General features: G+C 36.2%; 26 protein-coding genes and 1 pseudogene. 19 read left to right on the forward strand and 8 right to left on the reverse strand.

Annotation, left to right across the window (positions count from 1 at the left end; translation table 11 throughout):
* Positions 1-623 precede the first annotated feature (623 nt).
* Positions 624-1,118, forward strand: a complete 495-nt coding sequence (locus AC1DOS_RS09065) for a DinB family protein (protein WP_477537240.1) — start codon at positions 624-626, stop codon at positions 1,116-1,118.
* Positions 1,119-1,451: 333 nt separating this feature from the next.
* On the opposite strand, the gene AC1DOS_RS09070 is transcribed toward AC1DOS_RS09065, so the two are convergent.
* The 5 genes from AC1DOS_RS09070 to AC1DOS_RS09090 all read right to left on the reverse strand — a co-directional run bounded on the left by AC1DOS_RS09070 (position 1,452) and on the right by AC1DOS_RS09090 (position 4,952).
* A complete protein-coding gene (locus AC1DOS_RS09070; protein WP_477537241.1) occupies positions 1,452-1,766 on the reverse strand; it encodes a hypothetical protein in 315 nt (104 codons plus the stop codon).
* Positions 1,767-2,624: 858 nt separating this feature from the next.
* Positions 2,625-3,032 carry a hypothetical protein gene (locus tag AC1DOS_RS09075; protein ID WP_477537242.1) on the reverse strand — a complete coding sequence of 136 codons (408 nt, stop codon included), beginning with the start codon at positions 3,030-3,032 and terminating at the stop codon, positions 2,625-2,627.
* 522 nt (positions 3,033-3,554) lie between these two features.
* On the reverse strand, positions 3,555-4,283 hold the full coding sequence (locus AC1DOS_RS09080; protein ID WP_477537243.1) for a Fic family protein: 729 nt from the start codon (positions 4,281-4,283) through the stop codon (positions 3,555-3,557).
* 188 nt (positions 4,284-4,471) lie between these two features.
* Positions 4,472-4,732: a hypothetical protein gene (locus AC1DOS_RS09085; protein ID WP_477537244.1), complete on the reverse strand. Its 261-nt coding sequence runs from the start codon at positions 4,730-4,732 to the stop codon at positions 4,472-4,474.
* Positions 4,722-4,952: a hypothetical protein gene (locus tag AC1DOS_RS09090; protein ID WP_477537245.1), complete on the reverse strand. Its 231-nt coding sequence runs from the start codon at positions 4,950-4,952 to the stop codon at positions 4,722-4,724. Before AC1DOS_RS09090 ends, AC1DOS_RS09085 begins: the two co-directional genes overlap by 11 nt.
* Before the next feature lie 220 nt (positions 4,953-5,172).
* On the opposite strand from AC1DOS_RS09090, the gene mobQ reads away from it, so the two are divergent.
* The 6 genes from mobQ to AC1DOS_RS09120 all read left to right on the forward strand — a co-directional run bounded on the left by mobQ (position 5,173) and on the right by AC1DOS_RS09120 (position 12,154).
* Positions 5,173-7,233: a MobQ family relaxase gene (gene mobQ, locus AC1DOS_RS09095; protein ID WP_477537246.1), complete on the forward strand. Its 2,061-nt coding sequence runs from the start codon at positions 5,173-5,175 to the stop codon at positions 7,231-7,233.
* Positions 7,234-7,248: 15 nt separating this feature from the next.
* Positions 7,249-9,234, forward strand: a complete 1,986-nt coding sequence (locus AC1DOS_RS09100) for a VirD4-like conjugal transfer protein, CD1115 family (RefSeq protein ID WP_477537247.1) — start codon at positions 7,249-7,251, stop codon at positions 9,232-9,234.
* Between the two features lie 50 nt (positions 9,235-9,284).
* On the forward strand, positions 9,285-9,506 hold the full coding sequence (locus AC1DOS_RS09105) for a hypothetical protein (RefSeq protein ID WP_477537248.1): 222 nt from the start codon (positions 9,285-9,287) through the stop codon (positions 9,504-9,506).
* Entirely contained in the window at positions 9,499-11,100 is a 1,602-nt protein-coding gene (locus tag AC1DOS_RS09110) for an ArdC family protein (RefSeq protein ID WP_477537249.1), read from the forward strand. Before AC1DOS_RS09105 ends, AC1DOS_RS09110 begins: the two co-directional genes overlap by 8 nt.
* 545 nt (positions 11,101-11,645) lie before the next feature.
* On the forward strand, positions 11,646-11,840 hold the full coding sequence (locus AC1DOS_RS09115; protein ID WP_477537250.1) for a hypothetical protein: 195 nt from the start codon (positions 11,646-11,648) through the stop codon (positions 11,838-11,840).
* 164 nt (positions 11,841-12,004) lie between these two features.
* Entirely contained in the window at positions 12,005-12,154 is a 150-nt protein-coding gene (locus AC1DOS_RS09120) for a tRNA U-34 5-methylaminomethyl-2-thiouridine biosynthesis protein (RefSeq protein ID WP_477537251.1), read from the forward strand.
* Positions 12,155-12,274: 120 nt separating this feature from the next.
* Here the strand turns inward: AC1DOS_RS09120 and AC1DOS_RS09125 are convergent, their stop codons facing one another.
* Positions 12,275-12,445 (reverse strand): hypothetical protein, encoded by a 171-nt coding sequence (locus AC1DOS_RS09125; protein WP_477537252.1) that lies wholly within the window; start codon positions 12,443-12,445, stop codon positions 12,275-12,277.
* Between the two features lie 356 nt (positions 12,446-12,801).
* Between AC1DOS_RS09125 and AC1DOS_RS09130 the strand changes: the two genes are divergently transcribed.
* From AC1DOS_RS09130 to AC1DOS_RS09165, 8 genes and pseudogenes are all read left to right on the forward strand, one after another.
* Positions 12,802-13,110, forward strand: a complete 309-nt coding sequence (locus AC1DOS_RS09130; protein ID WP_477537253.1) for a hypothetical protein — start codon at positions 12,802-12,804, stop codon at positions 13,108-13,110.
* Positions 13,110-13,310: a hypothetical protein gene (locus AC1DOS_RS09135; protein ID WP_477537254.1), complete on the forward strand. Its 201-nt coding sequence runs from the start codon at positions 13,110-13,112 to the stop codon at positions 13,308-13,310. Before AC1DOS_RS09130 ends, AC1DOS_RS09135 begins: the two co-directional genes overlap by 1 nt.
* A 34-nt stretch (positions 13,311-13,344) precedes the next feature.
* Positions 13,345-13,779: a hypothetical protein gene (locus tag AC1DOS_RS09140; protein ID WP_477537255.1), complete on the forward strand. Its 435-nt coding sequence runs from the start codon at positions 13,345-13,347 to the stop codon at positions 13,777-13,779.
* A 98-nt stretch (positions 13,780-13,877) separates the two neighbouring features.
* Complete coding sequence (locus AC1DOS_RS09145; protein ID WP_477537256.1) at positions 13,878-14,213, forward strand: DUF7668 domain-containing protein; 336 nt, start codon at positions 13,878-13,880, stop codon at positions 14,211-14,213.
* A 249-nt stretch (positions 14,214-14,462) separates the two neighbouring features.
* Positions 14,463-14,687 carry a hypothetical protein gene (locus AC1DOS_RS09150; RefSeq protein WP_477537257.1) on the forward strand — a complete coding sequence of 75 codons (225 nt, stop codon included), beginning with the start codon at positions 14,463-14,465 and terminating at the stop codon, positions 14,685-14,687.
* A 294-nt stretch (positions 14,688-14,981) separates the two neighbouring features.
* Entirely contained in the window at positions 14,982-15,155 is a 174-nt protein-coding gene (locus tag AC1DOS_RS09155) for a hypothetical protein (RefSeq protein WP_477537258.1), read from the forward strand.
* 625 nt (positions 15,156-15,780) lie between these two features.
* Positions 15,781-16,043 (forward strand): annotated as a pseudogene (locus tag AC1DOS_RS09160) (GNAT family N-acetyltransferase); the annotation flags it as partial.
* Positions 16,044-16,263: 220 nt separating this feature from the next.
* Positions 16,264-16,668, forward strand: a complete 405-nt coding sequence (locus AC1DOS_RS09165; protein ID WP_477537259.1) for a VOC family protein — start codon at positions 16,264-16,266, stop codon at positions 16,666-16,668.
* A gap of 365 nt (positions 16,669-17,033) precedes the next feature.
* On the opposite strand, the gene AC1DOS_RS09170 is transcribed toward AC1DOS_RS09165, so the two are convergent.
* The gene (locus tag AC1DOS_RS09170) at positions 17,034-17,615 is read right to left on the reverse strand and encodes a TetR/AcrR family transcriptional regulator (RefSeq protein WP_477537260.1); all 582 of its coding nucleotides are present in this window, start codon (positions 17,613-17,615) and stop codon (positions 17,034-17,036) included.
* Positions 17,616-17,665: 50 nt separating this feature from the next.
* Complete coding sequence (locus tag AC1DOS_RS09175) at positions 17,666-18,118, reverse strand: ester cyclase (protein ID WP_477537264.1); 453 nt, start codon at positions 18,116-18,118, stop codon at positions 17,666-17,668.
* A gap of 296 nt (positions 18,119-18,414) precedes the next feature.
* Between AC1DOS_RS09175 and AC1DOS_RS09180 the strand changes: the two genes are divergently transcribed.
* The 4 genes from AC1DOS_RS09180 to AC1DOS_RS09195 all read left to right on the forward strand — a co-directional run bounded on the left by AC1DOS_RS09180 (position 18,415) and on the right by AC1DOS_RS09195 (position 21,483).
* Complete coding sequence (locus AC1DOS_RS09180; RefSeq protein WP_477537261.1) at positions 18,415-19,680, forward strand: MFS transporter; 1,266 nt, start codon at positions 18,415-18,417, stop codon at positions 19,678-19,680.
* A 700-nt stretch (positions 19,681-20,380) separates the two neighbouring features.
* Positions 20,381-20,536 (forward strand): hypothetical protein, encoded by a 156-nt coding sequence (locus AC1DOS_RS09185; protein ID WP_199224120.1) that lies wholly within the window; start codon positions 20,381-20,383, stop codon positions 20,534-20,536.
* Positions 20,537-20,697: 161 nt separating this feature from the next.
* The gene (locus AC1DOS_RS09190; protein WP_477537262.1) at positions 20,698-20,958 is read left to right on the forward strand and encodes a hypothetical protein; all 261 of its coding nucleotides are present in this window, start codon (positions 20,698-20,700) and stop codon (positions 20,956-20,958) included.
* A 90-nt stretch (positions 20,959-21,048) separates the two neighbouring features.
* On the forward strand, positions 21,049-21,483 hold the full coding sequence (locus tag AC1DOS_RS09195) for a hypothetical protein (RefSeq protein WP_477537263.1): 435 nt from the start codon (positions 21,049-21,051) through the stop codon (positions 21,481-21,483).
* The last annotated feature ends 69 nt before the right edge of the window (positions 21,484-21,552 follow it).

The following is a 21,552-nucleotide window of genomic DNA, read 5'->3' on the forward strand; positions in this document are numbered from 1 at the left end:
GGAATTTTCAATAGAAAAGGGATCTTGAATCATTTTCCCATTCACATTACGATTCAATTCTTTTCCTCCTAAAAAAAATTGAAATGAACAGACTTCTTGACCTACGTATATAATGCTTGCAATGAATTTTTTGTGAATACGTAACAAAAGAAGAGAAAAAGATTTACTTGAAGATTAATACCGTTGAAACCTTATTAAACTAACGGGTGCTTTAGTTGAAGAAGACATTAATTACTCTGACCTATCGATTGATTAAACTTTCTCCCTAACAAAAACAAGCTGAGCCCAATTCAAATGCGAATTTGGGCTCAGCTTGTATGTTTAATTTTAATATTGTACTAGATACCTGAACAGATTACTATTTTTATATGACCGGTTCTTTTTCTTGTAGTGGAACACTTCGCAAATAACCCACCATACTTGAAACGCCCAAAACCCTTGATGTATAAAGGTTTTGGGCGTTTTTTGATTAGGTGTTAAAGTTATGGAAAGAAGGATTAACGCTTTTTTTGTTGAACTTATTGAACTAATGGGGCAGGTTAATTCAAAGTGTCAACACGCCGCAAATGAATTTTGACCAAAGGGATTATCTATTAAAGGGATTAAATTGGAGGGAATAGAAAATGGATGTAAAGACACTTTTGTTACAACAATGGGCAAGCTGCTTAGATGAAGAAGACTGGTTTCCACCACTTGAAAAAGTGCTAGAGGATATTACTTTTGAACAGGCAATTTGGAAACCAGCTGATGGGGCAATGAATTCCATTTGGGAATTAGTTTGTCATTTACTTTTCTATAAAAAGAGATTTCTGATGCGATTTCTTGGTGAAACAGCGAATGAACCACAGGCAGAAAATAATGAATCTACATTTCGATTACCAACTGAGACGTTAGAAAATTGGAAGGAAACAAAACAAGAATACTTTTATGTTCATCGTGAACTTGGAAAAATACTAGCAAAATCAGAACATGAAGATTTGTATAGACAGATCCCAGGAGAAGATAATTCATTAGTGCTTGAACTGAAGAGTTTAGCATTGCACGACGCATATCATATTGGGCAAATTGTATTCCTAAGTAAAATGCAAGGGGCTTGGCCAGGGAAACGCAGCTTTTAAAAAAGCTTCATTAGCTTTACAGTTATTCCATTATAGGGGGCTTTAATGGAATAAGAACGGGAACGTCCAAATCGGACGTTCCMATATTTTATACCTAAAAAACAACCTACAAATGAATTCTCGTGTTCCACAAATAAACAAACACTTGTAGACAACACACCACTAGTAGATTACTATAAATAACCTTTTTTCTTTCAGCGCACTAAATAAGAGTAGACTATGAATTTATATGCTTTTTCATCACTCGTGGACCACACAACACTTGTAGACCACTTTTTCTAAACAAAATCACAATAAATTAACAATGTTCTTTTTGCTTTTCAAAATTAAACCTTATGGCTTTCTCCACGATGAAAAAGCAGACCCCAACTGCTTTAAGGTATTGATTCCATTTGATATTTTCCCTACGTTTGTCTTCATTTGATCTATATTGACTCCATTTGATATTCTCTCAACGGTAGTCATCATTTGATCTAGATTCCACATTCTAGGTCTCTGTGACTCTTCTTGAGATGGTCTAAAATTCCGATCTGGTGTACCACGTCGAGGTCCCTGATAAGTTGGCCTAGGGTACGGTCTTCGTTCCCGATAAATTGGTCTAGGGGATGATTGGTATGACCTTGAATTCGGATTTTGAGGATAAAACATATTCTTCACCTCCATTCTTTTATTGCTCACAAGTCTACTAAAAATGAGTTGTTAGAAAATGCCATGAATAACCGTGAACTGCATTCATTATGATGAAAATGATACAAAAGCAATTATTGAAAAGAAAACCCTGCTTCAATGTGTACGTAACTCTTTATCATATGAAAAAATCAAATCCTTGACTGGACAAACTTATAGGTAAAAGAAAAATTACCTTATGAATTAGATCTCGGCATTCACAAGGCGGAATTCCATCCCTTCAGTTTTTACATATAAATTGAATAGATATTTATAATCTAGTAACATGATGATTCGTTTTTAGATTTTTTCTTACCGTTATGTGATAATTTTCTTTCTTTGGTAGTGTCAAAATTAGCAGGTAATAAACCTCCTAAAAAAATGGTTCACGAGTGACCAAGACACCACATGAATTACTTAACTACAATGGAACATTACAATACAACGCGTAAACAATGGAACTTAAAAAAGATGACTCCGGAACAATACCGAAGTCATCTAATCGTAACATGAATTTTAAGGTACCTTTTTATTAAACTGTCCGTTAACAAGGGTTCAGTTCAAGATAAGAGGGTGTTTTTTTGACCCTAATTTTACTACGAAATATATAAACCATAAAATAATTTCTGGTTCTTTTTGTTAAAATTTTTTATTTCTTATTCAACTAACGGGGCAGGTTAGTTCAATAGCGTAGTATGGTTGAACTGTGCGACACATTTTGGTCCAGGTGCGACAGAAAAAAGCCAACAATTAATATGTTGACTGTTTCTGGAATCCTCATTCTACTAATGTGTCCCGTTAGTGCAACAAACTATTGCATCAGCGAATTTAGAATATTGTTTACATGCCGATAAACATATTTCTGCTGAAAGGACCCCAGTTCTCCCCCATATAACCTGACATTCCCTCTAAATTAACAAAACAAGGAAGTACTGTATACATAACACCCGACACAGCATTAACCATAAACGTCATTACAAATCTCATATTCGAATTATCGGTAGGTGTAATCATTCCAACATCAGGACGTATTGCGTTTGATGCAGTAAGGGGAGCGCTCATTCCCACGGTGGCAATACCAGTGGGACGCTCCATATTACTTCTAATCCAATAATTAGAAACATTCATTGCTGATGCTAAATCAGTCCGCTGATCATAATTAATTAAAATTTGATTTGGAGCAATTTGTCTAGCTTCCAGAAGTATGGGATGAGTTATCATCTGGCCGTCGTTCTGATTAGTAACCATTTTATTTTCACCCCCACAATATGTTGAAATAGTCATCTGACTATATATTTTATGGTATTTGAACTGTTTGTGTTCACAGAATTCAGTTCGGTGTAGCTTTGAGTTTTTTAACCTATTCTTGAGTTAATTGCTTGTTAATTTGGTGCTGCGATTACACTTGCTATTTGCGATTTTATACTTCAAAACGGAACCCATTAATCTATGACGATCTCCTACTGTTCATTAAAATCGTCCACGAGTGACCATGACACCACATGAATTACTTAACTACTAATGTATAATTACTCGTGTTCCACAAATAAGCCACCACTAACTACTCGTGGACACTAATTTCATTATTAATCACTTTTAGACAACACACCACTAGTGGTCCACACAACACTTGTAGACCACTTTTTCTAAATAACATACAATAAATTAACGTGGTTGCATAACTAAGAGTTAAACAACCAGAAAAAAAGCGTATGTTCCGATATTTCTCCGGACATACGCTTTTTACATCGCTTTTCACTTTAGATAAACTCAAATAACACTTAGCCAGAGGTCTAAACTTTCATTTACAGATTCGCAAACTAGTTGAATAAATGATTCATCGTCCCCAGTTGTATGTGCATGATCCAAAGCATCGTAGTATCGTGCACGATCAGTTGCTTTAATGACGGCAGGGGGGAAGCCAACTTTCATTAGTTCGTAGTTCATTAACAAACGAGAAGTGCGTCCGTTTCCATCGATAAATGGATGGATTTTCACAAACTCTGCATGCACTTTTGCTGCACGTTCGACAGGATGACAGGTTGACCATTCGTTTTCAACTTTGGAAACAAATTGTTCCATTAACTCTTGAACGATTACATGGTCTGGCGGACGGTGAGACGCACCACCAATTAAGACGTTTTCTTTTCGATAGACTCCTGCATTGTCATCTTGAATTCCTTTTAACACGAGTCGGTGAATCGATTTTATTGTCCATTCCGTCAATAGTTCATGTTTTTGAATAATGTCTTCTAAGTAATCAATTGCGTCTCGATGATTAATGACTTCGAGATGCTCTCGCATCGTCTTCCCGCCTATTGTCATTCCTTCTAAAACCACTTTCGTTTCGGAAATCGTTAAGGTATTTCCTTCAATGGCGTTTGAATTATAGGTCCAGTCGATTAATACATGATTTAGCAGTGACTTCACGGAATGAATCGGTAAAGGACGAGCTTGATCTAATTTTTTTTTCTTTAAGTCAATTTCTTGAAAACTCACAATTATTCACCTCTCTAGTCAATCACAACAGCTATCGTATTTATATATTCTTATTCTACCATTTACAGCAAAGAGAGACTCGATTTAGTTAGGGTAACGTTATCTCAGTTCACCCGAATAGGGAGCTCCATAAGTGACATTCCTAACATAAGTAGATATTTCCACTTGGTTTAATATAGGCAGGTTGTTTAGTTTTTTTCTAATACTTTGCTTTTGACAAATGAAGAAAAAGTCTGAAACACTTTTTCACGATCTTCCACCGACAATTCTTCTAATCCAAAATATTTCTCTGCCAATGCACCAGTTTCAATTAAGCGTTTGGTTCGCGCTTTTCTATTTTCCCAACTCACCTTACGCATTACTTCATTTTCTAATCGTTTCTTCTTTTGCTGCAAGGCCATAACTTTTTCTTGTAACTCTTTCGCTTGTTGGAGTCGATTATCCTTCATTGGTCATCACTTCATTTTGAAGTGCTTTATTTTCCCCATTCACCTGAGTAGCAAACTTTTGAACCCACTTCAAGGCATCTTCCTCTGAATCCACGTGCCACACCTTTAACAATTCACGCCCAATATTTAGCTGCATTTGTTCTTCTAATCGTTTTTGTTTTTCCTTCAATTTCTCAATTTGTTGTTCAATCGTTAAAATCTTTTCAAAGTTATTCGCCATTTCCCCTTCACTCCTTTTTGTTTTATATATAAAAATATTAACATATACATAAAATTAATCTATAGTAAACGAGAAATTATGGTACAATATATCCGAGAACTGAAAGACGAGTGCCCATTTATACACCACTAAAGTGGTGCCCTGGGTTTTGCCTTCGGTCGAAAAGTTTGTCGCCTTCGGATATATAAAAGATGAAATAAAAAGAGGGGAGGGATTTAAGATGAGTTACTACATKCTACGAGCGAACGTGATTAGTAAAAAAACACAATCCGTAGTAGCAAGTGCCAGCTACCGTAGTGGAATGCCTTTGTATTCAGAACGGGATGAAGAAATCAAAAACTTTCGTACTCGTGGCATAACACCTGAAGCATTCATCTTAAAACCTCATCATGCCCCTGAATGGACACTAGATCGTGAAAGATTATGGAATGAAGTCGAGACAAAAGAAAAAGCATGGAACGCTCAATTAGCTCGTGAAATTCTCATTGCTTTGCCACTCGAACTCAACCATGATCAACAAAAACGTCTTGTCAAAACATTTGTTCAAACTCATTTTGTGAATGAAGGCATGGTGGCGGACGTTGCCATTCATCGAGATAAAGAACACAACCCACACGCACATATTTTATTAACGGTACGTCCATTTAAGGAAGATGGCACGTGGGGAGAGAAAAAAAGAAGAGAGTATGAACGAGATGAGCATGGAGAAATAAAACGAACAGACGATGGAAAAAAGATTTTCCAGACCGTCTCTTCGACGGAGTGGAATCATCGAGAAACGTTGGTAAAGTGGAGACTTGCTTATGCTGAAACCATTAATGATTCATTTCTAGAAAACGGCATCAACCAAAAAGTATCTGCGCTTTCTTTTGAAGAACAAGGCTTGGAGAAAATCGCTGAAGTTCGTTTGGAACGAAATGAATATCAATTTGTTAAACGATTAGCAGCACAGGGGAAAGAAGCTACCACTTTTTATCATCAACTAAATCAAGAAATCCGAAAAACCAATCAAGAGATTGAACGACTGGAATCTAAAATTGTGTCTCTCGCTGCACATCAAACGGCACCATCGGTAGAGAAACTTCTTCACCAGGAAACAAGTCTCGTAATGAGTCAACTTGAACCCGAGTACATAAAGAGTATTCATTTCTTGCAAGGACGTTTGAAAAAAGAAGTGAACTTTACAAATGTCCGTCAACACTTAGACGGACTGTATCGATGGATAGAGCGTACACTCGAACCTAAAGAAACAGAAATGACCGTAACACATGCATTACTGGACGTAGTGAACAAATCGTATCATGCACAAAACAAAGAATTTCTTCAGTCACAAGGCTTCTCAATGAATCGATTCTATGAGCAATTTGTTCCTCGACTTGAAGCATATGAGAGTAAGGATGTAGACCAGAAAAAAGATGCTAAAACGCAAGACATGTTACTTGAACATACGGAACGAGTTTACAATGTATGTTCACTCATTACACATCGTACATTCAATCAGGTTTACCCGGATGTCCCAGAAGAATTCAAATGGAACGATCGAGTTCTTTTCATTAAAAATGAAATACTTGAAACACTAAAAGAGAATAAGAATGAGCAAATCATATATCCAGAAGAAATAACCGAGGTATTATCCATCGCGGAAATCTATCAAGTTATCGAAAAGAGCGATACGTTAAGTAATACAATCCGCATTCAATCGCTAACTCGCAATAAGTTGGGTAAAGAGAAAGATGCGCTTATTAAAATGCGGGGAGAACCTGAGCAAGTGTATCAGCTCTCTATTAAAGTAAATACGATGCAGCAACTTTTAACCCAAAGCAGTCGTAAAGCTGAATTGGTAAACGAACAATTAGGAGTGCTCCTTCGCACCACATTTGCAGATGAAAAAGAAAGCATACTTAGACAGGTAGATGAGTTGCCACTCCAAGTAAAAGCTGACATTTTGCGCGCCTACAAAGATGAATTAAAGCAAGGGTTCACTCCCTCTTTACGGGCCTGTGTACAGTTCGCTACAGCACGTGAAACCGAAAGAGCAACCAAGCAGCAAGCATATGAGAAAGCTCAACCCAATTCATTTTTCAATCGATTATCAACCGCACAGAAGGAAATCTCACACTTTGTCGGTGGGCGAGCATCAAGCGAATTGCTTGAGCAATTAATTCATCAGTCCAGTTCTACTCATGCTTCAAAACAAAGTACACAACTTTCATCAAAACTAAAAAGAAAAACGAAGAACCAACGTATCCGTCAGCAATTAGATTTAGAAGTCGACTTATAGAAGGGTGGAGGAAGAATGGCGAAACGAAAATTCCGAAAAGGTGCCGGGGTACGAATAGCGATAACGTTCCTATTAACTCTTCTTATTGGGTATGTTTTATCTGGACTGTTTACGTTATTAAAGTTAAATGGTGAGCTAAAAAACCGATTACTGGATATATCAGGAACCGTCGATTACGTCATGAATGACGCAGACAATCAAACCAAACTATTAATTGTGCTATTAATGGGCGTCTTCTTCTTTTGGTTCCTTTCTAAAATGAACCTCCTGGAAAAAACCTATGAAGATGCACATGATTATGGCGTCCATGGTTCTGCACGTTTTACCCTGCCACACGAAGTCATGAACGACAAACAGTTATCCAAACGCAACAAATACCATAAAACGGATCCGAGTAAAACGTTTGAGTCTCTTGAAAACGGCTTGATTGTGGGGAAAGTCCCTGATAAAAAGCAAGTGCTCATTATTCCTCGAGAAACGGAGATTGATAACCGAAACGTCTATGTGGTTGGTTCCWGTGGGAGTGGGAAAGGACAATCGTATGTAATTCCAAACTTGTTAAATAATCGAGAAGAAACGATTGTGGTGACCGATCCCAAAGGTGAACTGTATCATGAAACTGCACAAATCAAGCGTGAACAAGGGTATCAGGTATACCAAGTTGATTTTATCAACTTTAACCAAGATCGATACAATTTACTTGATTACGTCGTCGATGATCAAGATGCCCAAAGTGTTTCGGTAACTATTGCGAAGAATTCCACCAAAGATGGAAAAGAAGACTTCTTTATGGAACGTGCACAGAAAATGTTAGCTGGATTAATTGTCTACTGTAAAACGGAAATACCGAACGCCAGTATGAAAGACGTGATTGCGACCTTTAATCATAAAGTAGCCCCCGATGAAGATGAATTTCGTGATTGGGTCGAAGAAGATTTAGGACAACATCATCCATCCTATCAACTATTAAAAGGGTTGACGACCCTTGGTGGAAATACGAGAGCGAGTGTTACCTCTTCATTCGCATCCCAAGTAAGCATTTTCACGCTTAATAAGATTAGCAAGATGACAAGTACGAGTGACTTTAACTTCCGATCCTTTCAGGAGCAAAAAAGTGTTTTATATGTGAAGTTACCCATGGACGACAATCCATTTATGGCCCTAACATCTGTCTTTTTTGACCAACTCATCTCCCAGTTCTATAAAATGGCTGATGAAAATCGCGGCAAGCTAAAGATTCCAACGATTTTCTTGTTAGATGAATTTGCAAACATCGGAAAAATCGAGAAATATGGCCGTGTTCTTGCGACTTGTCGAGGTTTAGGGTTATCCATGAACACAATCGTTCAGGATAACGGTCAGATTGAAGCGATGTATGGAAAAGAAATGGCTCGATCGATTCTGTCAAACCATGACACGCTCTTATTTTTACGAAGCAAGGACATGGAAACCATCAAGTATTTCTCTCAACTCGCTGGCGAAACGACAGCAAAGGTTCAAACGGGTTCCACGAGTCAAAGTGGTGGCTTTATGAGTGGGAAATCGAGTGCCAGTTCCAGTCAGTCTGAACAGTATGTGAAAAGACCCTTGATTCCCGAAGGGGACTTATCCAATATTTCAAAGGACACCAGCTACTTATTTGTGAGTGGGATGTTCCCGATGAAACTCGAAAAGGCATGGCAATCTGAAGTGTTTGGGGATTATGTAGAACAATTCAATGAACACCATCAAACTATGACTCCTGATAGGATGGTAGATTTTCAAATCGCAGCAACAGTAGATGAAGAATTATTAGCTGAATCTCCTCCCTCATTAAGTGGTGGTACTTCCACTCGAATACTGGAAGAAGAATGGAGTCAATCGGAACACTTAGACCTAGATTTTGATGAGTCTGAACTTGAGATGAATGAGMCACTTGTAGAAGATGCGCCTGAACATGAAAAAGATGATATTCAAAAGCGATTGAAAGAAAAAGAAGTCACCCTTCAGAACTTCTTCTAATTCCATAAATGCTTGATAAGGGCAGACCAACAACTAAAGGAGTGATCTGGATGTATCTGACCATTAGTGAAATTCTCGCAACAGACAAACGGATATTAAGTTTTTATGATCCTGTGCCCTTTGAGGCACTTACATATGATGGTGTTCTAGACTTAGAAGAAAACATCGGAGATTACACGGTAACTTGTTACACACCCATTCGCATTGAAGGCAGGATAGAGCCTTTATATGAGGCCTGGTATGTACGAAAGGACGTGATTGAATATGTCTAACAAAGTAGACTTAACTGAGGTTTCTAAACGGTTAGAGACAAACTTAGAAGATTTATTCAAGAATGACCGATTCCAAGATTTACTGCATGTATTAGCATCAGGGCATCAGTACTCGTTCCAAAATGCACTTCTCATTGCTTCACAAAAGCCTGACGCTACCATGATTCGTGGGTTTAAGCAGTGGCAATCACTAGGACGCCATGTGAACAAAGGAGAACGCAGCATCGACATTTTAGTTCCGACTTTCCAAAAAACTGAAGAACAGAAAATAAATCAACCTTCAGGTAACGTCTTAACGGATGAACATGGTGACGTTCAATCGGAAGTGAAAGAAACTCTAAGTGGCTATGTATATGGCAAAGTATTCGATGTTTCACAAACGAGTGGCCGTGATATCCCAAGTGTTCGAGATTTCGTTCAAACAGAACTCCAAGCAGATGGTTCCATGCAAGATTTATATGATAAATTCGTTCATCAGATTAATATAGACGAGAAAAACCCTTTAACTATTCAAGAAGAAGTTCATGAAAATGAAAGTTACGGTGGGTATTACAATGCCGCCACCAATGACATTGTCATTAATACGGCCGTCTCACAAACGGCTGATCAGAAGTTTCGTGTCTTAATTCATGAATACGCACATGGCCTTCTTCACAACAAAGAAAGTGAATTACGTGAGCTGCCTCGTGGTCATAGAGAAGCACAAGCTGAATCAGCAGCCTATATCGTCTCTCACTATTACGGATTAGAAACAGACTTTACGTCGACTGGCTACATTGCTATATGGGCACGAGATATAAACGTAGCCAAACAAGCGATTCGAGAAGTACAAAGCGTGTCGGGACAGATGATTGATCAATTGAATGAGTTGCAAAGCGAGAAAATTAAAGGCTTTTATCAATCCATCGATACCGAAAAAGTAAAATCGGCTGTAGAAGAAAAATGGAATGTGTTTCTTTCTGATAAACCTACACTGCAATTAATTGACGCGAAGAATGGTCTGGTCGTATTTGCGAAAGTCGAAGAAAACACACGTGATCAACAGTTCTACTTACGTACCAACACGAATCGCTTGTTGCCACTAAGTGATCTTGAGCAACGCTATACCATCATTAACATCTTAGAGAATAAAAATGAATTGGTGAAAGAGTTCAAAAAGGTGGAAGACTTCATCAAGATAGAAAAGATTGAGGAAGGAAAATATGCGGTAACAATGGAAGGTGGGCATACCACCGAACGAACATTTGCGAAGAAGGCAGAAGGTCAAAAGTTTGTTCAAAAAACAGCTATTGCTCAGTCTTTGAATACCGAGCGCTTTTTATCGGTTACATCCGTTAAAGAAACGAAGCAGTTACAAACGAAAAATGAAAAGCAATTAAACGAGCGAATTGGGAAATACATCAAAGAGAAAAATTTAAAGGCCGAACATAAACATAATGTTACAGTGGGTTGGCATTTAATGAAAAATCCGTTATTACAATCACGAGATGCATTAAATAAAAACATAGAGTCATTAAATCCTCATCACAACCACACTAAAGAATTGAAAGAAGCATTTTCATCAAAGGAAACACAACATGAATTAGAGAAGTAAACAAAAGGAGAAAGAGGCCAGTTCCAGCCCCTTTCTCCTTTTTTATTAACCTCCATGGCTTAGGTTCCTTCTTCAACTACCGGGCGTTAGTTCTATAAGAAATATTTCTAAATATATCCAACTAAGGGATTTTTAATGTTAAGCTTATGCTATGTTTTGAGTATAGGAATCATGGATGACTAATCGTGCAGGTTAGTTAAAGATTTACGAAACCTTTAATAAAAGGGGGAGTTAATATAAAAAATCGAATTGTGTATTTTGGAGTATTACTAACAACTGGATTTGGCGTTTCTTTTCTAATTCGTTTGGTTAGAGATGGTGACTTTTATATTGCTGAATTTTCCGTAACCATAATAGGGATTATTATTTTTTTAACTGGCATTCTTGCAAAAAAGAATATTAAAACTGATGACACCTCATTAAAGTAACGGGTGTTTTACTTCGAGAAGGAGTAATGCCTTTTTCTTATTGAACTAACGGGGCAGTTTAGTTGAATAAAGAATATGGATTACAATGGCAAAATAAAAAGTAAAGGAGGATAGATAATGGCGAAGTATATTAGTATTTTTTTGTTAAGTTTAACGGTTAGTTTTGCTTTATTTTCACTCGTTGGTAGTCTTGGTGGAGATGACACTGCCGAGACAGCAATTTATATGTTTGGTACGGTAACTGTCGTACTTCTCTCATTTTTGATTTCACTAATATACTATTTAATAGGATTATTAAAAAAGAAATTATAGTTTATTTATTTCACTAACGGGTGCTTTAGTTGAAGATCCTAGGGCTGCTTAAGCAGCCTTTTTTTTATCACTAACGGGGCAGGTTAGTTGAAGATTGAAAACATTGACTCCTAATATCTGGTATATTATTTATAGAAATTGATTTATTACTAGGGGGAATAATTTTGTCAAAAGGTCTTTTACTTTTATTTCTTGGTGCCTTCGTTTGTTGGCTACTTTTCAGCGTTTTTACAGGGAATTACTATACTAAGGAATTATTTGCTTTTATATTATGGTCAGCTCTAGGGTATCAGGTTGGTAAGAAAGAAAAATAAGTGCTTGTTCAACTAACGGGTGCTTTACTTCAATAAGAGTAAAGCATTTCTTGTTCAACTAACGAGGCAGGTTAGTTGAATAAGCGTAGTATGGTTGAACTGCGAACTAATTAAATACTGTTATACGTCAAATAAAATAAATGCTACCGCCAAACCATACGCCATTGTGTGAATAGATGCCCAAAGAGCATCGTGATGAACCCCTTTAACTTGGTTTTTTGAAGGTTTGGCAATCCGAATTGTATCTATATAAGAAACAATCAATAACGAAACAACTAAGAATTTCAACAAATTCAAACCCCTCTTTCTTATTCGCATTTTATGTCAATAATCCGATTCTTGTTCAGCACAACTCATACACCAAACGCCTTCTTCCGAATCTAAATGATATCCCGTACTTTCTAAGTCGATTTCAACGTTGCACATTACACAATTGTCTTTATGACTTTCATTACGATGTCTCCTCCTGATTCGCTGTATATATCAACACTTCAATAAGTCTTGTTGAACTAACGGGTGCTTTAGTCAAAAAGGTAGTCAAATAAATCAATAACTCACCAAAGCAAAAGTACATCCGAATGCAAAATTTCCGGGTTTCCATTTTTTTCTATCTGACTATACAGCAACCTGGATTAGGAGGAGTTAATATGGAATTCGCAAAAGCTGTTCTCGCTTTTCAGCAGATCCTTATTCTTATTTTTGTGTCATCGTTGATATCTTCATTCCTTTTTAAAAATAAAAAAGAACTAGTTTCAGTAGTTATAAGTTTTGCTTTATTAGTAAACATAAATTATCTTTTCATTACTCAAAAAGATTTCATGCTTGAAAATTTCCCTAAACAAACATATGGCGGGCTTATACTGTCCTTGTTTATGTACTATGTCTTTTTTAGAGATGTGTATTCATTTATACGAGCAAGAAAATTAGTAAGGGTTCCAACAGAGGAGGAGAGATAATGGCGAAGTATATTGGTATTTTTTCTTTAATTTTAACGGTTAGTCTTATTTTATTTTCTCTCGTTGCTATTGGTGCCGATGGAGGAGAGGACCCTTCAGTAACAGCAATTTATGCGTTTGGTATGGTAACTGTTGTACTTCTCTCATTTTTGATTTCACTGATGTACTATCTTATAGCATTAGTAAAAAAGAAAGTTTAGTAAAAGAAGGAGTTACAAAAGGAGATGAATTGATATGGAATACAAAATCAGACCGCATAGATATCCAATTGTTATGACCATCATTTTTGTCCTATTTTTGAATGTAGTTTGGGATTACTATGGCGGGTCTTCATCTCTATATCTATCAGTTTTACTGGTAGCCGTTGTATTTGCTTTTGTTCGATTTAGGCTTAATATCAACGATGAGAATTTGGTTTATGAGATTTTAATATTCAAWAAATCCATCGTAAAACAGAGGATTTTTCCTGAAGAAATAAATGAACTGAAATTTACACGAGTCGGCTGGGCTAAAAAATCTGCCAAAATAAAAGTAAATAAAGGGATYAACGTTAGATTAGCTGTTCTCGAACCACCAAAAGCGTATGACCATTTAATTGAATTCGCAGAGAAACACGATATAACAATAATTAAAACAAAAGACTATTTAATTTTAGAAAGTATGAAATAAGTTTCTTATTCAACTAACGGGGCAGGTTACTTCAAGAAGGAAGATATTGAAAACACGTAGAATTTTAAAAGAGAGACTATTTAAAAGTGGTGAATTGGATGAACATAAAAAGTAAAATAAAGTCATTACTGAGGGAGACTGTTATAGATTTTGTCCAAGGCGATTTTAATAAAATTCAAGCAAAGTTACAAAAGGGGCTATCAATCAGTGACCTTAAAGAAGAGTTGAGTTCCTGGGATTCATTAACGATTCCGCCTGATGCAGCTTATGAAAATGTGGATTTTTATAAGTATGATGATGGTTCAGGATATGCCTTGGAATTTGAACTTTGGATTGATAATCAAAGAAGCGATTTAACATTATCCTGTGAAGCTCTAATAGACGAATATAATAATATTCGTGCTTTTACTGTTGAAAATCTACACGTATTATAAAAATGTTTTTTTAAGCTAACGGGTGCTTTAGTTGAATAAGAAAATATATATTTAACCTAGATTAAGATATCCGGCTTATCGATGCCAAACAATTTCTTTCAGCGGCAGGAGCCCTTTTAGTAGGTTATCAAATAGCAAATAATCCAATATATTTCAAAATTTTTTTGGTCAAGGAGTCTCATATTTTGCTATCTAAATACGAGATTCTTTTTTATGTTATTTCGTCATTTAATATAAAGGGGCAAATTATTGCAAAACCCTAAAGGAGCAGATTATTTGATTACCGTTTTAGAAAACATAAAGGATTTAACTTTTATATTAATATTCATTTCCAGCATTATTTATCGTAGGCAACTTAAGCTAACTAAGTGGAAAAGAAAACTTTCTAAAGGCGAAATGACAATGTATATAATTACTACAATTGCACTTCCTATTTACGGAATTACTTATTTTATTCTTCTATTGGGAACATAAAATGCGTTATTTTATCCAGTTATATAATACCCTTTTGTTCAGGCCTTCTAACAAAATCCTCAACGGGTTTAAGTTCAATCAAAAAGATGAACTCATCCAGTATCCGATTAAATCATTTTTGACCTACTATCAGAAAGAACTGAAGAAAGATCTAATGCAGACTATTACTATTTACTATTCTTAAAATCAGTATGGAGAATGATAAAATTTTAGAACGTCCTTCTGGGCGTTCTTTTTAATCACCTTCAATTTCCTTACATAAAATAATGGTAAAAACGGTAAGGTGAGATAAAGGTGCAGGTGATTCTTACATTTAAGAATGGTGATAAAATTACTATCCCTGTTGCAGAACAAAGCTCAGGATTTTGGGATGTATTCGTTCATTTAAAAGCTATTAATGAATTAGATTCACCATTAGAAGTGGTTTTGAGTAATGGAGAAACTGCGTTACTAGTGGTAAAGAGCTGATTTCAGTTGAAATGAAATTCTAATAGAATCTTTTGTAATTCAGTTTGGTTAATCTCTACATAATCTTCTTCATCTAACGGGTACTGTAGAAGAACAGTGAGCTGCTAATGCAGCTCTTTTTCTTATTGAACTAACGGGGCAGGATAGTTCAATAAGCAAGTATATATCGTTAGAGTAATTTTAAACCATTTACAATATTTAATAAAAAAAGTCAAACTTGTATAATAAAAGAGGATATTCGTTTAGAGAGTTTATTAGGACGTATAGTCATCTAAGTGGACAACATTAAGTTGAATAGTAAAAAAAGGATGGATTATTGACATTGAAGATTATAAAAGAAACTGCTATCTTGACCGCATTTATTTTTATTTCAAACTTTGTTATCAGGCTTATCTTTAATCTAGATAATATCATAGAAGAATTTGAGGAAGGAGTTTGGGCAGGATTAGGAACGTATCTATTCTCTATAGTAACGCTGTTTCTTATTATTTTTCTGATACTGTTAGTACCTAGAAATGTATTTAAGCCAAAAAAATCTAAGAACGAACAAAGGACTTAAAATCCTGATAAACAAAGAGAGATTCCTTAAAGAGGTCTTTTAATATGCTGTCTTAGCATTTGAACAGAACATACATATGAGGTTGGATGAGCGTGTAATCCGAAATATTACAATATAGGATATGCTTCCGAAACTGTAAAAGCGATTTTAGAATATGGTTTTGAAAAATGAAGTTACAAAGGGCTATAGCGACTTGACAACCTCGTAATATTCAATTATATCGAGTTATGGAGAAGATTGGAATGAGAAGGGAAGTTTATTTTTACAAATGTATTCCAAACGGAAATGAGTGGTTGGACGAGTATTATTACGCTATTTTAAAAGTATAGTGGTATTGACTATTCTAACCATTTTCATTCTCTGTGGTGCTGCATAAATGCTAACGAGTGCTTTAGTTAAACAAGTGGCTGCCTGTAAGGGTAGCTTTTTCTTATTGAACTAACGGGGCAGGTTACTTCAATAAAAATAAGATAAATATAGAATTAGGAAGGTTAAAGATACATAAAAGGAGAAAGTAGATACCATAAAATTTTGGAAGGAGTCGGTAGAATGAGCGAAAAGTTGCTAAGGGTAGGAACTACTTATATTCCAGTAACTAATGTAGAAAATTCTTATGAATGGTATGTAAACAAATTGGGGGCAGAGTTAAGCTATAAAGACGAAGACAAAGCAATTCTTAATTTTGCAAACCAAAGTATTTTTCTTGTTAAATCTAAAGAAAATCAAAGTTCTAACTTCTATGATTGTTATGGTGTAGAACGTTTTTCTATAACATTTGAAGTTAATGGACTAAATGCATTAGAGGCAATACATAGAGATTTTACCGATAAAGAAATAAGAGTTGGAGAAATTGAAAACAGAGGACACTCTGGAAGGAACTTTGTTTTCTTTGATTTAGATGGTAATAAATTTGATGTGTGGAGTGAATTAAGTCCAATTTTCAAAGAAAAATAACTTATCACGCAATAGAAAGAACTATTTTCTTCTTGAACTAACGGGTGCTTTAGTTGAAGAAGAAGTATGGGAAATGTTCAAACCTTTTTATAAAAGTATCATTTAATTGAATATGTTAAGAGCATGTTTTGACTAGTCTTTTTTCAAAACATGCTCTTTTCTTTTGTACGTTTATCAAGGTTATCGCATTAAATTGATCAAACTTTATTTCAAAGCTAAATGTACGATCCGGAGGACAAAAGCTGTAACTTGGTTAATAAAAATAAGAATTACAGCTGCAATCTATTTAATAGATTGTGGCATTATACAAACCCACTTTATTCACGGAGACTGACAGGATTGATAAAACTGGAATTTGGCTAAATTTATTTTAATAATGATAATATCATCGCTACAGAATTATCTATAAATGAACGCTCTGGACGAGATTTCATTAACACGGTAAGTCCGATTAATGAAACGACTAGTGTCTGTGCTAAAGCTTTAGCATTAAGATTGTTTTCGAGCTCACCTGAGCGAATACCTCGGACAATCGTTTCTTGAAATATAATCGAAAGATACATCTGATGCTCCCTTGTAAGGATTTCAAATTTTTCATCGTGAGGGGCAAGTTCCACCATTGTATTAATGCAAAAACATCCCTTGCTTGGACTTTCTTTATATGCCTCTTCCACCAAATCTTCAATAAATGAGCGAAATGCTTCCTTTACAGATAGATTGTTTTGAAGCTTTGTTCGAATATGGGAAGCATGTAGCTTGGTATATTTGCGCAATGCAGCTTCAAACAATTCCTCTTTGTCTCCAAAAGCTGAGTATAAGCTTGGTCTTTGTATGCCCATTTTGGTAGTCAAATCGCTTAGCGAAGTAGCCTTGTACCCCTTCTTCCAAAAAAGCCACATAGCATCATCCAATGCTTTTTCCTCATCAAATTCACGTTTTCGAACCATAATAAATCCCTCATTTCAAAAAAATAAAGTTTCTTCACTAATTAATCTTGTTATTGATTCTTTTTTATTTGCTCAATGATTCCGAATCTGTCCACTTGAATCCAGTATTCCACTATTTTTTGATCCTCTAATCGGTATACGGCACTACCTAGTTCAATAACCTCTTTATTTGTAGGCAGATAACCCTCATACTCCCCAATATGCATTCCTGTCTGTTTCCATCTGACATAAACTTTTTGGTTTTGAGAAATTAATTCTTGAATTTCTATTTTAAAATTCCCCCATGAATCTATCATTTCTTTTATATGAACAGCATAATTCTCTGGTGACCTTATAATTGTCACCATGCTTTCTGAATTCACTTGATGTGCTCTTACATCTTTCGCCATAAAAACCTTTGCTTGTTCGGGATTGCTACCTGATCTGACAACTTCAAAGAAGCTTTTTATAATCTGTTCGTTTGTCTGTAGGAATTTTGGAGATGGTGAATCGCCCCCAGATATTTCAGTTACTTCGATATTCCCCGGTAATTGATTCAATTCATCTAATGTACTTTCCTTACCAATTTTCCTAATTCGAGTCATGGATAATTAATCCCCCTTTAAATTACCGAACGGTATATTATGATTTTAGTCAATTAAAGTTATATTGTCAAATTGTGATGGTTATTTCAAGAAAAGCAACCCTATAATTGCATAAATCACTTGACATCAAAACTTTTTATTGGTTATCCTTATCAGGAATTATATTATACCTAGCGGTATAATATAATGTTGGATGCACAAAGGAGATGTAAGAAATGGTAAAGGGGAAGGTTAAAGAAAAAACAACAATTATAGTTGAAGATCATGATACGAAAACAGATCAGTTACAAATAGTATCCGAATCAACCATGACTCGCTTTATGGCACTATTGTTTGCAACAGCCTGTGGGATGGCTGTTGCAAACATATACTATGCACACCCGTTGCTAGACTCACTGGCGACCGAGTTCGGTATCGCCCATTCATCCATCGGCATTGTCATTACGATTACTCAGCTATCTTACGCGTTAGGACTGCTACTGTTGGTACCGCTCGGTGATCTACTGAATCGACGTCGGCTAATCGTCGGTCAGATGCTTTTATCCGTGTTGTCTCTAATTGTGGTTGGCATCGCCCCCACCATCACGGTGCTGTTCACGGGGTTAGCTGCGGTCGGACTGCTTGCCGTGGTGACTCAGGTGCTCGTAGCGTTCGCATCGAATTTGGCTGCCCCAGCAGAGCGAGGACGTATAGTCGGCTTGGTGCAAAGTGGAGTGGTGATCGGCATTCTGCTCGCACGAACATTCGCTGGCGTACTAACCGATCTCGCCGGTTGGCGTTCGGTCTATCTAGTTTCTGCCGCGATGATGCTCATCATGACTGGCGTGTTGTTCCGAGTACTCCCGCGTGATGAAAGCGAACGAGCATCACTATCCTATCCGCAGCTGCTTCGTTCGGTGCTCACATTGTTCGTACAAGAACGAATCCTACGCATCCGCGGAGTACTAGCTCTGCTGGTTTTTACCGCATTTAGTACATTGTGGACTTCGCTGGTGCTACCTCTCAGTGCTCCACCATACTCTCTTTCACATACCGCAATTGGAGCGTTTGGTCTCGCTGGAGTTGCCGGAGCATTAGCTGCTGCTCGAGCAGGAGGGCTGGCCGATCGAGGTTTAGGGCAGCGAACAACCGGCATAGCCCTAGTTTTATTGCTAGCATCATGGTTCCTAATCAGCTTTACCGAACACTCACTGCTCGCATTAGTTATTGGCGTTATCTTTCTTGACCTGGCTGTGCAAGCAGTACATGTCACCAATCAGAGTATGATTTTCACAGTGCGTCCTGAGGCAATAAGCCGACTTACTGCTGCTTACATGATTTTTTATTCCATCGGAAGTGCCACGGGTTCAATTATTTCTACCAATATATACGCAAACTATGGATGGATCGGAGTATGTCTATTTGGTGCCTCTGTCAGCGCTTTGGCCCTCTTGTATTGGGTAATAACCTACCGTAAAACGGATCAGATTAGAGAGAAATAATACAGGGTTTATTCTTATTAAACTGAAGTGCAGGTTACTTAAAGCAGGGATATCCAGATTTAATCTCTGCTCTGCAATCATCACTTGATAAGACAAAAAAGAAAAAAACGAATCAAATAAAACTAACGCCAAAAGTTAAGACCTCTTAGAGGTCCCAAATTTCACTGTGGTTATCCCCTAACGGGGGCGTTAGGGGAACAAGAGTTGACTGGTATAGAAAATCGCCTGAAGATAAACGACGGGTAATTGTAGACGCTAATGAAAATACGCACGAAGTATATGAGCAGTGGCTAAAATTTGAGGGGGGATTTAATGAACCTATAAGCGTTTTTAATTACTTTTGTTTTTGTTTATGTATTGATAAGCTCACCTGCAATATTAGGGATAGGCTATGTGATTGATTGGGTTCCAGAAGCAACATTATTTCAAAAATTTAAAGGATATGTAATGGATGGACTTCTTAATAATTTTCTTACAAAAACTGTAATAGCGTGTATTGTGGGAATTGTCGTTAGTTTGGTTATCTCTAAGAGGCGACATCAAAATGAAATCCAAAGTTTGTGAAAGAATACACTTAAAGTAACGGGTGCTTTAGTTGAAGAAGCGTAGTATGGTCGTATTGATCACTACCTAATAAATCGTGAACACATTTCTAATATTTACCATGGTATAATTATCAAAAATGAGAGGAGGTTTATAAATGACCGGTGATTCAGTTTTTCTATTTTTACCAATCTTGTTTTACATAGCCCCAGTTGTATTTGTGATTTGGTTTATGATTAAATTCTTAAAAATACAGCAGGAAAAGAACAAAATACTACGTACTATTTCTGACAAACTAGATAAGCTAAATTAGACGAGGAAACCCGTTACTTTTCATGTCACAGTTTGTGTCAACTCCAAAATAAGTCTTATTCAACTAACGAGTGCTTTACTTCAAGAAGGAGTGAAGCCTTTTTTCTTATTGAACTAACGGGGCAGGTTAGTTGAAGAACTAATTGGAATGGGGGTAAGAGAATGAAAGAAAATCAAAGTATCTTATATATAAATATGATTCTAGGTGCAATCGGAACTATACTTATTGGCTTAGTTGCTATGAGTTCTCTATCTTTCAGAGATAATTCTATATATTATATGCTTTTTGGGGGATTCATTTTAGTAATTACTTACATTAATTATTTAGAGAAAAAAGCTGGACTGAGTAATACTGTCACTTGGGTAAGGTCAATAGCATCAATAGTTATATTCTTATCTTTGGGTTTTATTTTTTTCTTATAAATACACATAGTGTTGTTTAACTAACGGGGCAGGTTAGTTGAATAATGAAACGATAATGATTAAATGAACGTCTAAAAAAGGAGGGATAATATGGGAATCAGAAAGTTGTTATTTGCTTTAATTTTAGTGTTTATGTTTATAACGACAGGCTGTTCAAGTGGTATGGAAAACGAAGAACAAACGATAATTGTTCAAAAACTTGTTGGGGATAAAGACGAGTACAATCATTTTAGAGAAGTAACGGACATCGAGCAAGTGGGTAAAGTAACTAATATACTAGATAAAACAAATTGGACAAATGCTGAAGTAAGTATGGTACATCCCGCAGATTATAAATTTCATCTCGAATACATCGATAAGAAAATTCAATCTGATAGTGTTATTTATGCACTGTGKATTAGTCCAAATAAAGATAAAATAGAACTTGTAATGCAGGGGGCAGGGAAGTATGTCCAATTAAATAAAAGCAAATCAGCAGAACTATTTGAAATTGTTACAGGAGAGAAATTGTCTGATTTAAAATAAGGTGTTGTTCTTGAACTAACGGGTGCTTTAGTTGAAGAACCGAAGATCGTCAGAGACGGTCTTTTTTTA

The sequence above is a fragment of the Paenisporosarcina sp. P5_A11 genome (assembly GCF_056400705.1).